This is a genomic window from Bacillus sp. FSL R12-0074, assembly GCF_038005725.1.
GTDB classification, from domain to species: Bacteria; Bacillota; Bacilli; order Bacillales; family Bacillaceae_G; genus Bacillus_A; species Bacillus_A mycoides.
Map to the genome: position 1 here is coordinate 3,474,239 of NZ_JBBOTR010000001.1, position 13,847 is coordinate 3,488,085.

Genomic DNA, 13,847 nt, shown 5'->3' on the forward strand with positions numbered 1-13,847 from the left:
GGAGTTTGCTACACTATGCGCTACGTTATCGTAACAGGAACTTCACAAGGTTTAGGTGAGGCAATCGCCGTGCAATTGTTAGAAGAAAATACAACCGTTATCTCTATTTCTAGGAGAGAAAATAAACAGCTTGCAAAACTCGCAGAGCAAAACGACAGCAATTATATTTTCCATTCCATAGATCTTCAAGATGTACATAATTTAGAAACTCATTTTAACGAAATCTTTTCATCTATTCAAAAAGACAATGTCTCATCGATTCATTTAATTAATAATGCAGGCACAGTTGCACCAATAAAACCCATCGAAAAATCAGAAAGTGAACAATTCATTACGAACGTTCATATTAATTTAATCGCACCGATGATCCTTACTTCCACTTTCATGAAACATACGAAAGACTGGAAAGTAGATAAACGCATTATAAATATTTCATCTGGAGCAGGAAAAAATCCTTATTTCGGATGGGGAGCTTATTGTACAACGAAAGCCGGTGTAAATATGTTTACACAGTGCGTAGCTACTGAAGAAGTGGAGAAAGAATATCCTGTAAAAACTGTCGCTTTCGCACCCGGTGTTGTTGATACAAATATGCAAGCACAAATTCGTGAAACAAATAAGGAAGACTTTATTAACTTAGATCGATTCACCGCATTAAAAGAAGAAGGAAAGCTACTGTCACCTGAATATGTTGCGAAAGCTATTCGTAACTTATTAGAGACTGAAGACTTTCCGCAAGGCGAAGTTATTCGAATTGATGAATAACAAAGAGGCACGCTATAATAGCGTGCCTTTTCATTCTATTTCTCTAAAAATATAAGTACAGACTCCATAATCTTCTCATAACCAATTTCTTGATAAATTTTATTTGATGTTGGATTTGCCAGGTCCGTATATAATGTCGTTGTTTTGTAGCCTTCATCTAACATACGTTGACTAAGTGCAGCGACACAACTAGATGCGTACCCTTTTTTCCGAGCTTCTTTCGGTGTATATACGAAATTAACTGTTATATTGTTTGTAGTCGGTCTCGTTTTTGCAGCTACAGAAACAATCTTCCCGTCTACTTCCAAACCAAATAGACGATGATTAGTAATTAATGTATGAGCAGTTTGTTTCGCTTCTTCTTTCGTAGTAGGAAGCTTCACATCTTCGCAAAATTGATATATCCACTGCTCTATTAATGTTAGCTCATCACTACTTACTTCTCGAAAGATTCCATCTCCGTTCCACTTTTTCTTTACTTGTTTTAATTCATATATACCTTGCTCCATTGCAACATTAGTTTTCTTATTCTCTAACACTGCAATCTCTTCCGCTAATTTCTGTACGATTTTTTTATTACCAATCAATCCAGGAATATGTGGATATACTTTCGTTAACTCTTTTGCAAGTTCCTTAATAGCTACTGCCGAAATCTCAGACGTAGCAACAATTATTTGTTTCTTTTCTTCTGTTTGAAGAAATACAGCTGCAATTTCTTCCTCTTGTTTTGCTACTCCTATAAATATCGGCTCCTGGACCATTTGTAATACACCTAATATGAGATTATTTTCCTGCTCATTCTTCTCTAAAAATGGTTTAACCTCTTCTGTAAAATTAAGAATCTCTTCATATACATGTAATTGAATCATCGACAATCTCTTCTCTCTATTTATAGTTTCATTAAGTATTGGCGATTAATTCATTAAATCCTTCTTTTACGATTTAATAATGTTCGAAGCTAACGTATTCAAATCATTTTCAGCTTGTAAAATTCTTTGTTTTTCCTTTTCAAATACCTCTTCTTCTTTTTGAAATGACTCTTTTCGATTTTTAATCATACGCTCCATCTCTTTTTTACTCGGTCCACCATATACATTTCTTTTTTGAATAAAAGCTTCTGGTGATATAATTTCTTTCCACTCTTCTTCTAATAAATTTAATTTCAAATTTTCTTGTAAGTATACATTTATGTCTTTGAAATTTAATTCATGTAACTCCTTTTTCTGCTCCAATGACATATTCGCAATCACACTTGCTGCATGATGTGCATGCCGAAATGGTATTTCATAGTTTTTTGTTAAAACATCTGCGAAATCTGTAATCGTAATCGCGTGTTTATATGAACGACTTTTTAACGTTTCCTCTTCTACTTTCATCGTTCGAATAACTGCGTTCATCATACAAAAAACACGAATCGCCTTTTCGATCCCTTTATATAAATACGGCTGCAAGTCATCCTCCGTATCGACAATATCGCCAAATGGTGTATTATGAATCATTTGAAATACAGTAAATGCTTCCCCTAAAGCACTACTCGTAATAGCACGGGCATGTTCTATTGAAACAGGATTTCGTTTTTGCGGCATAATACTACTTATTTGCACATATGGCTTCGCTACAGTAATCCCATCATATTCTTTCGTCGCTAATAGTAAAAAATCATGAATCCATCTACTCGTATTCGTCATAATAACCATTAGTAACGAGCTAACTTCTAATAAATAATCTGCTCCAGCAACAGCATCATATGAGTTCTCAATTACATTTGTAAACCCAAGTAACTGTGCCACTCGTTTTCTCTTAATTGGGAAGCTTGTTGTAGAAAGGGCAGCTGCCCCCATTGGAGAATGATTTAAAAGATGATACGCTTTTTTCATTCTTTCTAAGTCTCGTTGCATCGTATCATAAATTGCCAAAACATAATGACCAAATGTTGTCGGTTGCGCCGGTTGTGTATGTGTATACGCGGGCATAATTGTTTCCATATGTTCACCGGCGAGCTCGAGCATACTTTCTTGCAGCAATAAATGATGTTCCATTAACCGCAATACAAATTGCCGTAAACTCATGCGATACATCGTTACACCCATATCATTTCTACTTCTACCGATATGCATATTACTTACAAATTCACACTTTGCTTCTTGAGAAAGCAAATGTTCAACTAAGAAAAAAAGATCTTCATGTTGCTCTGTATATAGCAACTTCTCCTTTGGAATCCCCTCTACTTTTTTAAGTGCGATTAATATAACTTTCGCTTCTTCTCTTTTCATTAGCTTCTCTTCAGTTAACATAGTAATATGTGCCCTATGCACTTGAAACATATCTTTTAATAAATAATTACGCTGAAAATTAAATACGTGCTGTAATACACAATCTACATATGTTTTCCCAGGGAAATCAGCGCCTTCATTCTTAATAAACTCTTCTTTACTCTGTTTCATCACCTTTTCCCCTTTCGCCTAAGTGTTACTACCCATCATACCCAAGGATGGTGAAAAAGTGCTTGTACATAAAAATAAACTCGGCGCTCATAGCACCGAGTTTATTTAATAAAAGTCGCATCATACTTATCACTTTGCAACACTTGAAAGTGTAGATTTGCTAAATGTTTACGTATTTCAGCACTGTCATCTTCATTTAAATTATTTGCCAAGAAAACAATTTCTGTACAGTTTCCGCGTTTATCCATTGCATAAACTGCTTTTGTTACCGTCCATGGTGTATAACCATTCTTTTGTCCAGCATGCCTGAATGTTTTACGATATTTCTTTGCGCTCATATCTGTTTCAACGATATTCGCCCACACTTTTTCTTCCGCTTCTGTAAGACCACCTTGATGATTTGCCTTTTGAAGCAGTACCATATAATCGTTAGCGGAAGCAGCTGGCAATCTATCCGACCAAATTTTGTCGTAACGTTCCTCTAAATACAGAGGAATTTCCTTCTGTAATAATGGTCCCTTCTTTTTTAAGCGTTCATGAATAATCATAGCATATTCACGATATTGCTCTTGAGACATTTCTTTTAACTTTTTCTCTATTTTATATTTTGGAACATGTAATTCTTTATGCAAATATCCCGGAATGTATAAAGATGAAACAATCGGAAATAGCGGTTGATGTGCAGGAAGTGCTAAACTTTGTAAATTCCGATTAATATTGTCTAATCCTAATACCTCCATTAAATATTCAGTATTTGCATTAGAACTAAACTTAACCATTCCTTTTGCAACTTCTTCTAAAGAAACCGCTCCTTCAGTTATCTTTTCTTTTTTTTGCAAATAATTTTGCCATCTATCTTGTGCACCACCATCTGTACCCGGCACATAATAACGATTCACATCATTAATTGAAACGAAACTAGACGGATCGATTTTCCCCTCTGTAACTTGTTTCGTATATTCAAGCGCCACAATTAACTTCATCGTACTAGCAACTGGCAATACAACATCCGGATTTACAGAATACACGACTTTATCATTTCTTTTTATTAAAAGTGCACTATTCTTTTCATCTTTATGTTCTTCAATAAAGGATGCTATGTACTGCGCATCATCATTATTTGAACTCCACACTTTTTTCACTAAAAAGTTACCTGATATCAGCAAAACGAAAATACCCACAATCACTGCGCATACTATAGTTTTTTTCAAGTAAAATTCCTCTCCTATTGTGTAACTCTTCTCTATTTATCTCTTAAAAACAAAATAATGGAGATGATTATTTAAACAATCATCTCCATTATTTTAACTTGTATGCTACTATTATGTCTACGTCATAATTTTCACAAAATCCTCTAGAAACTTTTTATAATGTAAAGACCAGCCAATTTTAACCCAATTTTTCAACGCTTTTGCTTCAGGTTGCGGGCGAAAATCAGCGATACTTTCCCCTTTCGCAACTCCAACCGTATCTACATCAACACGACGATACACGTAATCTAAAATAGATGGATTTGCCGCTACCATCATCGTTACTACATCATGCACTGGGCTCCCTGTTATTTTAGGATTCAGATTTTTATAAGCTTTATAATAATAATTGAAAATCGGTTCTATTAATTTCTTGAAATTCGTTTTAGAATGTTTCGTAATGTATTTCACCATCTCCGGTGTAATAATCGCTTCTGATGTAACGTTAAGCGGTATTAATGTCACATTTTTTGCATTTTGCATAACTAATTGTGATGCAATTGGGTCACCATGAAAATTGGCTTCCGCGACTGGTGTAACATTTCCGGGCATTAAAAAAGCTCCGCCCATTATATAATATTCTTTCACATACTTCATCATTGGTTTTTCTAAAATAAAGGCCGTCGCTAATGTTGTTGATCTGCCGGCATCAACAATGATTAGTTCTCCTTTATATTTTTCAATGATATCGAAAAATGCACAAAAAGGTTTAATATTGGGAGAAAAAGTTTTAGGAGGCTTAATAGGTCCTAAGCCATCTGCTCCGTGAATTTCCGGATAATATGTTACAAACTCCCCAGATAAAGGAATTTTCGCTCCATTAATAACAGGTATATCTTCCCGGCCCGCCATTTGCAATAAATACGCCGCATTACTCGTCGCCTTTTCCTGCGTTACATTCCCATATCCCGTTACTACTCCAACAATATCAATATCAGGATGCAATAATCCATACATAATTGCTAAAGAGTCATCAATTCCTGGGTCTCCTAAAAATAATATTTTTTTCATAGACCTCAACTCCATCCCATCAATTGTTATTACTTTATGAATACATGACGGAATACAGAATGAAAAAGATAAATTTTGTATAAACAAAAAACGTAGGAACTTCATATTAGAAGTTCCTACGTTTTTCTATATTTTTATGCTACTTTTTTCATCGTAACCATACTACCAATTATATAAGAGATAAATGCAAAGCAAATCGGGAAAACAACTGTATGTATACCGAATGGATTAGGGTAGCAAAGGTGAATAAACATATAGGAACCTACTCCAACTAAAATAGATGCGAGAGCTCCAGTTGCATTTCCTTTTTTCCAATATAGACCTAACACAATCGGCCAAATGAACGCTGCTTCTAAACCACCGAAAGAAAATAAATTTAACCAAATTAAAAAGTCTGGTGGCTTAATAGCGGCAGCATATACGAGTAATCCTACGATACCAGTAATCAATAGGCTACCTTTCTTTATCGTACTATCCGCGGCATCTTTATTTATGTAGTTCACATATATATCTTTAATAATTGACGAACTTACAAGTAATAATAATGAGTTCACAGTAGACATTATCGCTGCCATTGGTGCAGCTAAGAAAACTCCAGCTAACCAAGGTGGCAACACTTCCATTGCGAGTAGCGGCATTACTTTATCTGGTACCGTTATGCCTGGAAGGACTACTCTTGCAAACACACCAGTTAAATGCATACCAATCATAATTGTACCGACGACAACCGTTCCAATGATTAATGCTTGGTGCATAGCTTTTGAATTTTTATAAGACATAGCACGCACACTAATTTGCGGTAATCCAACGACACCAATCCCAATTAAAATCCAAAATGATGTGACATATGATTTCGTTAAACTTCCATCCGCTCCGAACGGTGTTATTAGATTCGGATTAATTTGAATAAGTTCCTGCATAATCTTTTCAACTCCGCCACCAGCAATGACAGTAGCAATTAAAATGATTGTTGTTCCGACTAACATAATGATTCCTAATAACGTATCTGATAAAGCGACTGCACGAAATCCACCAATTAACACATACACAAGTACAGAAAATGTAAATAAAAATAGTGCCGTTGTGTAGGAAAGTCCTGTTAGCGACTCAATTAATCGTCCGCCGCCAACCCACTGGGCTACTGTTGCTGAGAACAAAAAGATTATAATACATAACGCAGAAAGAACAACTACCGCTTTATTATTGTATCTGCCCTTTAAATAATCAATAAGCGTAATTGCTTCCATCTTTCTAGCGATAATAGCAAACTTTTTACCAATAACCGTTAAAACGATATATCCTGTTACAACTTGAATCGCTGATAACAGCACCCATCCAAGACCCATATTGTAAGCAATACCAGGCCCGCCGATAAAGCTACTTGCACTACCGTACGTAGCAATCATCGTCATAGCTAATAATAAGCCACCAAGTTCACGCCCACCAAGAAAATATTCTTGTAAAAATTTATTATTAGCGGTTGCTTGTACACGTCTTGATGCATATACACCAATTAAAAACACAACGATAAAAGAAATTATCATTGGGATTATTACATACCAATTCATCTATCATTCCTCACTTTTTTCTTCCTCATCGAGTGAAATATCTTGAAATAAAAAACGAACAACTAAAATAAGCAAAATAACCATTACGATAAATCCAACGATACAGCTATAAAAAAACCATGCTGGAAAACCTAATACATATGTATATTCACTCGGATCCTTACTTCCAAGCCCATAAGCAAATCCATACCATATTATAAAATTAATAATAGCTAATCCAAGACCAATTAACGCTTCTCTATGGGCAACTCGAAAGCGCGGATCATCATGATAATTCTTCATTTTCCCCCTCCTCTCACGATGTATAATTGTACCACTGTTTTTCTAGTTTTTCCTACTAGAAAACAAAAACGCGCAGGATTTTTTGTAATTATATAGAATACAATGTTTCATTACATATTTTTTACAATTGTAACGAAAATGAAATTTGAATTTTCAGCATTTTTTATTTATGATTTTAAGTAGAGGCTTTTCATCTAGTTCCCACATCCTTGATTTCGGAATAAACGCCGTCTCGTACTGCGTTTAAATTATATTTTCAAGGGGGTTATACAATGAGTCAACTAGCTGTAAATCTTCATGAAAAGGTAGAGAAATTTCTTCAAGGCACAAAGAAACTATATGTGAACGGAGCGTTCATTGAAAGCGCTTCCGGAAAAACATTTAAAACTCCTAACCCAGCAACTGGTGAAACACTCGCTATCGTTGCTGAAGCTGGTCGCGAAGACATTCATAAAGCTGTGGTAGCTGCTCGAATGGCTTTCGATGAAGGTCCTTGGTCACGCATGAGCACTGCTGAACGCAGCCGTCTTATGTACAAGCTCGCTGATTTAATGGAAGAGCATAAAGAAGAGCTCGCACAGCTCGAAACGTTAGATAACGGAAAGCCAATCCGTGAAACAATGGCGGCAGACATACCACTTGCAATTGAGCATATGCGCTATTATGCTGGCTGGGCGACGAAAATTGTTGGTCAAACAATTCCTGTTTCCGGTGATTACTTTAACTATACACGCCATGAGGCTGTTGGTGTCGTCGGTCAAATTATCCCTTGGAACTTCCCACTTCTTATGGCAATGTGGAAAATGGGAGCTGCGCTTGCTACAGGATGTACAATCGTTTTAAAACCTGCAGAACAAACTCCACTATCCGCTCTATACTTAGCTGAATTAATTGAAGAAGCTGGATTCCCGAAAGGTGTTATTAATATCGTTCCTGGATTCGGTGAATCAGCTGGACAAGCACTTGTTAATCATCCACTCGTTGATAAAATTGCATTTACTGGTTCTACTCCAGTCGGTAAACAAATTATGCGACAAGCATCTGAATCATTGAAACGTGTTACTTTAGAGCTTGGCGGTAAATCACCAAACATTATTTTACCAGACGCCGACTTATCTCGCGCGATTCCTGGTGCACTTTCTGGTGTTATGTTTAACCAGGGACAAGTATGCTCTGCTGGATCACGCTTATTTATTCCAAAGAAAATGTATGATAATGTCATGGCTGATCTCGTCCTCTATTCTAAAAAACTAAATCAAGGTGTCGGTCTTAACCCTGAAACAACAATCGGTCCTCTCGTTTCCGAAGAACAACAAAAACGTGTAATGAGCTACATTGAAAAAGGGATTGAAGAAGGCGCTGAAGTACTTTGCGGAGGAAGTAATCCATTCGATCAAGGCTACTTCGTTTCTCCTACAGTATTCGCTGACGTAAATGACGAAATGACGATCGCAAAAGAAGAAATTTTCGGTCCAGTTATTTCTGCAATACCTTTTAACGATATTGATGAAGTAATTGAACGTGCAAATAAATCACAATTCGGCTTAGCGGCTGGTGTGTGGACAGAAAATGTTAAAACAGCACACTATGTTGCAAGTAAAGTACGTGCTGGTACTGTATGGGTAAACTGTTATAACGTCTTTGATGCAGCATCTCCATTTGGAGGATTTAAACAATCCGGTCTTGGCCGCGAAATGGGATCTTACGCGCTGAACAACTATACAGAAGTGAAGAGCGTTTGGATTAACTTAAATTAACGAGAAAGAACCTGACCTACTCGGTCAGGTTCTTTTCATTATGTATTCATTTACACTTGCAACCCACCGCTCACATTTAATACCTCTCCTGTAATGTAAGACGCATACTCTGATGCTAAAAAGGCAGCTGCGTTTGCAATATCTTCCGGCGTTCCGATTCTTCCAACTGGAATCGCTCCAACCATTTTCTCTTTTACTTTATCCGGTATTGTTTTTGTCATATCAGTATCCATAAACCCTGGACAAATCGCATTACACGTAATACCAAAACTTCCAACCTCTTTCGCTGCTGTTTTTGTTAAGCCTACAACCCCTGCTTTTGTAGCCGCATAATTTGCTTGTCCAATGTTTCCTTCCCTACTAATAGAAGAAATATTAATAATCCGTCCATACTGTTGTTGTCTCATATAAAGAAGTGCTGGCTGCATACAATAAAAAACGCCAGTTAAGTTCACTTGTAATACTTGTTCCCAAGCAGACTTCTCCATCTTATGTAACATTGCATCTTTTGTAATCCCAGCGTTATTCACTAAAATATGTAATGTACCAAATTTTTGCACCGCATATTCAATTAACGACTTCGCTTCATTTTGATTACTCACATCACATCGATATAAACTCACATCATACCCTTCATCTGATAATTCACGTGTCGTTTCTTGTAGCTTCTCTTCATTTACATCACTAATTAATACTTTGGCCCCTAGTTTTGCAAAAACTCGTGCGATTTCTTTTCCAATCCCCTGCGCAGCACCCGTTACAACAGCTGTTTTCCCATTCAACAATTCCATCTCTATCCCCCATTTCTATTAGTTATATTGTATATTTCGGCTCTATGCTTTCCAAATCCTCTTTGTATAAAAAAGTCTATTTGTGTCAAACTAACTTTGCAACGCCGCATAAAGTGAAACTTTAATCAGTGAGGATTTTGTTCATCCCCCACTGATTATTAGCCCTCACCAATCGGGCATTTACGGGCAGTTAATCTCCCACCTAGCTTCTTTGTTCCATCTGAATTTTGAGGTGGGAGTTTTACTAACCGTTTATGCGGGATAAAACACAAGGAGATTGTGTCGAATGAAAAAAAAGAATGTAAATCGAAACAAAGCTGCCGATGGCATTGATGTTGAGTTCGCTCGCGAACTCGCTGACCACAATGACTTAGAAGCAAACGCACGTGCAAATGCCGCTGATGCACGTCAAAAACGCCAATCAACAGAAAAATAAGGAACTACAAAGTTCCTTATTCTTTTCAACAGGGACCTACTACCCATCAAAATAAACCGAGAGTATCTCTCGGTTTATTTTCCATATTTCTTTACGTAGTGCGCTAAAGCAAGTAACGGATATATATGTCCATAACTATGATAGCGAATATAAAAGCCCCCCGGTAACCCTGTACCAGTAGGATATTTTTCATTCATAGTAGACTGCGCGAGCAAATATGAAATTCCTTTTCGAATAATCGGTGTTTCTTGATCGTAGTAAGAAATGAGTGCATCAAGTGCCCACGCTGTTTGTGACGGCGTACTAAAGGGTAAAGAAATAAATTTTTTCTCTACACTACTTTGACAGGATTCTCCCCACCCTCCGTCTTCATGCTGCAAATGTTCGAGCCATGAAGCTGCTTTTTTCAACGATGGATGAGTAGAAGGCACTCCTAATGCACGTAAGCCTGTCATCGTTGCCCATGTCCCATATATATAACATATCCCCCATTTTCCATACCATGATCCATTCTGTTCCTGTACATCCATTAACCATTTGATAGCTTTCTTTTTTTGCTCTTCAAGCAACTCATTCGGTGCATACGTTCCGAATAATTCTAACACCCTACCTGTAATATCTGGTGTGGACGGATCGGTTATCATATCACTCGCATTTTCAATCGGCAAATTCGATAGTAACTTGCTCGTTACCCCTCGTTCAAAAGCTCCCCAGCCTCCATCATTGTTTTGCAATCCTTTTACCCATTCCACACCTCTTCCCCACGCATCATCTACTCTATCATTCCCTCTACTTCGCGCTAACGCTCTAAGGGCAGCTGTAGTATCGTCTATATCAGGGATCGTCGTATTAACATCTGAAAATCCCCAACCGCCAGCTACAAGTGATGATGCATGTACGCTCCAATCTACCTTTTTAGTTTGTTGTTTTTGCAATAAATACTCCGTCGCCCTTTGAATCATCTTATTTTCATTTGTAACTTTAGCTTCTTGCAATGAATAGCTAAGTAAAGCGGTATCCCATACGGTAGAAGGAGAATTTTGCAAATGACTTCCTCTGTCCATCTTCCATATATAAGATTTTAATCCTGTCACAGCTTTCTCAATAATTGGAGACTGAATAGAGTGCCCTAATGCAAGCAAAGCATAAATCATATAAAACGTAGCACTGGCGTAACTATATAATGTTCCATTTTCATCTATACGCTCCTTCATAAAGCGCTCTACTTCTTCGTATCCTTTATGATGTAACGATAATGGATAAGATATTACCTTTTTCACATCACCTAAAAACGATTGAAACAGCGGAGACCGCTCCTCTCGAAACCATTGCCCACCCCCGCCTGCAATATGATTTAAATTTGGCAATAACTTTTTCTCTACACGGAATCTCTTATTCATACAAATCATCATCGGAATTAAATGTATACGCGCTGAGCTGCTTAGCCCAAATATACTGAGGGGGGAGTCATCTTGTAAAAATAAGATTGGCGTTGGAAAGTGAAAAAGCGCAGGAAATTCATATTCTCCATGAATCGCTAATAAAAATTTAGTCATAAAATGAGCACGAGAAACTCCCCCGTGTTCCTTAATAAACATTTCAGCTCGCCTCATATTCATATCTTCTTTCGAATATTTTTCCGAAGCAAGTAAAGCAGCATATGCTTGAATCGTCGCGGATAAATTCCCTCCCTTTTCATCTTCGTATAATTTCCAAGTCCCTTCATTTGTTTGAAGAGATACTAACCTTTTCACAAACGGTTCTATTTCGTCATTTCGCCCTAATAATTTGAGTAAAAAAATCATGTGACAATCCGTTAGCAAAGCTCCTTCAAAACAAAATTGCCACGTTCCGTCTCGCCTTTGCATCGTTTGAAGTGCAGTCGTTCTCCGCTCTATCTCCTCATGCACTTTGTCATATAGTAGCACACCGCTCACCCACCCTTTCTAAGTCCGTATACGATATTCGAAAACTCATCTAAATATGTATGAAAACAAAGAAAAGCAGAACGTGTATTACAACATTCTGCTTACAAACAATACCCAACCCCGACAACAATTCCTAATAGTGCACCAACAACAACTTGATACGGTGTATGTCCAACGAGCTCATTTAACTTTTTATATTCTGTTTGTCTACCATGAAAAAAATCATTCAATATTTTCGCTTGCTTACTTACCGCAAGCCTTACTCCTGAAGCATCGTACATAACAATAATGGCAAAAATAGCGGCAACCGCAAATATTGGACTCTCCACTCCTTCCACCACTCCGACACCTGTAGCAAGTGCAGTAACAGTCGAAGCATGCGAACTTGGCATTCCACCTGAAGCAAAGAACTTAGCAAAATCAAACTCGCCTGTTTTTATTAATTTAAAAACGACTTTCGTTAACTGTGCTAAAAACCAAGAAATTATAGCTGCTATAAGTGGATCATTATGTAAAATTGTTTCCATGTTTTTCAGCTCCTCACTGACTATAATGGAATTTCTATATAATATAAGTATAAAGAAAAATGCGTAGAAAATACTACGCATTATGATACTTTTGCTGATTTATTTTTAATAAATTTTGGTTGCTTCTGTAGTAGAAACTTTGTTTTCGCCATTGAAAAGACAAATAAAGCAATCCATATACAGAAAAACGCAATCATATGAGTAGATGTGAAATGTTCACCAAAAACGAACACACCTAAAATTAAACTAATAGTCGGCGCGATGTACTGTAAAAATCCTATCATATAGAGCGGAATAAGTTGTGCTCCTTTAGCAAAATAAAAGAGTGGTAACGCTGTAACAATACCCGCCCCTATTAAAAGAAACGTTAATATTGCCGAAATAGAACCGAACGAACCAAAGCCATGAACTCCTGTCATAAACAAATATATAAGTGCAAATGGCGTCACTAACATCGTTTCCATCGTAAGCCCAATTGTTGCATCATAATTTAATAATTTTTTCGTTAATCCATATAATCCAAATGAAAAAGCAAGTGAAAGAGAAACCCATGGAATTGATCCGAAACGTATCGTTAAAATAACAACGCCCAATCCAGCTAAACCAACCGCAACATATTGCCAAAAATTAAGCTTCTCTTTTAGAACAACTGTACCAAGTAAAATACTTATAAGTGGATTAATATAATACCCAAGACTTGCTTCGATTACATGGTTATGATTTACGGCCCATATGTATACAAACCAGTTTCCACTAATAAGTACCGAAGCAATTGTTAATGACATTAATAATTTAGGTCGTTTAAAAAGGGCCACTAACTCCCCACCAAACTGACGAAACCTCTTCGTTACTCCTAAAACTAACAACATAAAAACAAATGCCCAAACGATGCGATGCGCTAATATTTCATCTGCCGGTACTTCCTCCACCCATTTCCAATAAATCGGAAGGACTCCCCACATCGTATACGCACCTGCTGCATATATAATCCCCTGCTTTTGCTCTGCTGTTTGACTCCCCATCTTCCTTTTTCTCCTCTTCTCTTTTTTTCTTCATTATAAAGTCTCACATGCTTACTTTACCAATAT

The 13,847-nt window shown here is 37.0% G+C and carries 13 protein-coding genes; 3 read left to right on the forward strand and 10 right to left on the reverse strand.

All coding sequences use genetic code 11. From position 1 onward, the window contains the following. Positions 1-15 precede the first annotated feature (15 nt). The gene (locus NSS97_RS18010; RefSeq protein WP_107886530.1) at positions 16-765 is read left to right on the forward strand and encodes a (S)-benzoin forming benzil reductase; all 750 of its coding nucleotides are present in this window, start codon (positions 16-18) and stop codon (positions 763-765) included. Positions 766-800: 35 nt separating this feature from the next. Here NSS97_RS18010 and NSS97_RS18015 read toward each other — a convergent pair whose 3' ends face one another. From NSS97_RS18015 to NSS97_RS18040, 6 genes are all read right to left on the reverse strand, one after another. Further along, complete coding sequence (locus tag NSS97_RS18015; RefSeq protein WP_063225719.1) at positions 801-1,634, reverse strand: GNAT family N-acetyltransferase; 834 nt, start codon at positions 1,632-1,634, stop codon at positions 801-803. A 66-nt stretch (positions 1,635-1,700) separates the two neighbouring features. Continuing rightward, positions 1,701-3,209 carry an argininosuccinate lyase gene (argH, locus tag NSS97_RS18020; RefSeq protein WP_131929138.1) on the reverse strand — a complete coding sequence of 503 codons (1,509 nt, stop codon included), beginning with the start codon at positions 3,207-3,209 and terminating at the stop codon, positions 1,701-1,703. Between the two features lie 101 nt (positions 3,210-3,310). Next, positions 3,311-4,420, reverse strand: coding sequence for a serine hydrolase (locus NSS97_RS18025; protein ID WP_002128464.1), 1,110 nt, complete (start codon positions 4,418-4,420; stop codon positions 3,311-3,313). Positions 4,421-4,537: 117 nt separating this feature from the next. Then, positions 4,538-5,470, reverse strand: coding sequence for a nucleoside hydrolase (locus NSS97_RS18030; protein ID WP_044439956.1), 933 nt, complete (start codon positions 5,468-5,470; stop codon positions 4,538-4,540). 134 nt (positions 5,471-5,604) lie between these two features. Then, positions 5,605-7,038 (reverse strand): sodium/pantothenate symporter, encoded by a 1,434-nt coding sequence (gene panF / locus NSS97_RS18035; RefSeq protein WP_002087740.1) that lies wholly within the window; start codon positions 7,036-7,038, stop codon positions 5,605-5,607. 3 nt (positions 7,039-7,041) lie between these two features. Continuing rightward, positions 7,042-7,320, reverse strand: a complete 279-nt coding sequence (locus tag NSS97_RS18040) for a YhdT family protein (RefSeq protein ID WP_002014357.1) — start codon at positions 7,318-7,320, stop codon at positions 7,042-7,044. A gap of 272 nt (positions 7,321-7,592) precedes the next feature. Between NSS97_RS18040 and dhaS the strand changes: the two genes are divergently transcribed. Continuing rightward, entirely contained in the window at positions 7,593-9,077 is a 1,485-nt protein-coding gene (gene dhaS, locus NSS97_RS18045) for an aldehyde dehydrogenase DhaS (protein WP_002087742.1), read from the forward strand. A gap of 50 nt (positions 9,078-9,127) precedes the next feature. Here the strand turns inward: dhaS and fabG are convergent, their stop codons facing one another. Continuing rightward, the gene (gene fabG / locus NSS97_RS18050) at positions 9,128-9,868 is read right to left on the reverse strand and encodes a 3-oxoacyl-ACP reductase FabG (protein WP_002014354.1); all 741 of its coding nucleotides are present in this window, start codon (positions 9,866-9,868) and stop codon (positions 9,128-9,130) included. A gap of 286 nt (positions 9,869-10,154) precedes the next feature. Here fabG and NSS97_RS18055 point away from each other — a divergent pair, with 286 nt between their 5' ends. Then, entirely contained in the window at positions 10,155-10,304 is a 150-nt protein-coding gene (locus tag NSS97_RS18055; RefSeq protein ID WP_002066466.1) for a YfhD family protein, read from the forward strand. A gap of 74 nt (positions 10,305-10,378) precedes the next feature. Here the strand turns inward: NSS97_RS18055 and NSS97_RS18060 are convergent, their stop codons facing one another. The 3 genes from NSS97_RS18060 to rarD form a co-directional block, all read right to left on the reverse strand. Further along, on the reverse strand, positions 10,379-12,232 hold the full coding sequence (locus tag NSS97_RS18060; protein WP_107886527.1) for a prenyltransferase/squalene oxidase repeat-containing protein: 1,854 nt from the start codon (positions 12,230-12,232) through the stop codon (positions 10,379-10,381). A 101-nt stretch (positions 12,233-12,333) separates the two neighbouring features. Then, positions 12,334-12,759 (reverse strand): divergent PAP2 family protein, encoded by a 426-nt coding sequence (locus tag NSS97_RS18065; protein WP_000447809.1) that lies wholly within the window; start codon positions 12,757-12,759, stop codon positions 12,334-12,336. An 80-nt stretch (positions 12,760-12,839) separates the two neighbouring features. After that, a complete protein-coding gene (gene rarD, locus NSS97_RS18070; protein WP_002160953.1) occupies positions 12,840-13,781 on the reverse strand; it encodes an EamA family transporter RarD in 942 nt (313 codons plus the stop codon). Positions 13,782-13,847: the final 66 nt, after the last annotated feature.

What these genes read in the sequence shown, in the direction of transcription:
- NSS97_RS18010 (WP_107886530.1), top strand. Translation starts at nt 16, where the DNA reads ATGCGCTACGTTATCGTAACAGGAACTTCACAAGGTTTAGGTGAGGCA.
- NSS97_RS18015 (WP_063225719.1), bottom strand. Translation starts at nt 1,634, where the DNA reads ATGATTCAATTACATGTATATGAAGAGATTCTTAATTTTACAGAAGAG.
- argH (WP_131929138.1), bottom strand. Translation starts at nt 3,209, where the DNA reads ATGAAACAGAGTAAAGAAGAGTTTATTAAGAATGAAGGCGCTGATTTC.
- NSS97_RS18030 (WP_044439956.1), bottom strand. Translation starts at nt 5,470, where the DNA reads ATGAAAAAAATATTATTTTTAGGAGACCCAGGAATTGATGACTCTTTA.
- panF (WP_002087740.1), bottom strand. Translation starts at nt 7,038, where the DNA reads ATGAATTGGTATGTAATAATCCCAATGATAATTTCTTTTATCGTTGTG.
- NSS97_RS18040 (WP_002014357.1), bottom strand. Translation starts at nt 7,320, where the DNA reads ATGAAGAATTATCATGATGATCCGCGCTTTCGAGTTGCCCATAGAGAA.
- dhaS (WP_002087742.1), top strand. Translation starts at nt 7,593, where the DNA reads ATGAGTCAACTAGCTGTAAATCTTCATGAAAAGGTAGAGAAATTTCTT.
- fabG (WP_002014354.1), bottom strand. Translation starts at nt 9,868, where the DNA reads ATGGAATTGTTGAATGGGAAAACAGCTGTTGTAACGGGTGCTGCGCAG.
- NSS97_RS18055 (WP_002066466.1), top strand. Translation starts at nt 10,155, where the DNA reads ATGAAAAAAAAGAATGTAAATCGAAACAAAGCTGCCGATGGCATTGAT.
- NSS97_RS18065 (WP_000447809.1), bottom strand. Translation starts at nt 12,759, where the DNA reads ATGGAAACAATTTTACATAATGATCCACTTATAGCAGCTATAATTTCT.
- rarD (WP_002160953.1), bottom strand. Translation starts at nt 13,781, where the DNA reads ATGGGGAGTCAAACAGCAGAGCAAAAGCAGGGGATTATATATGCAGCA.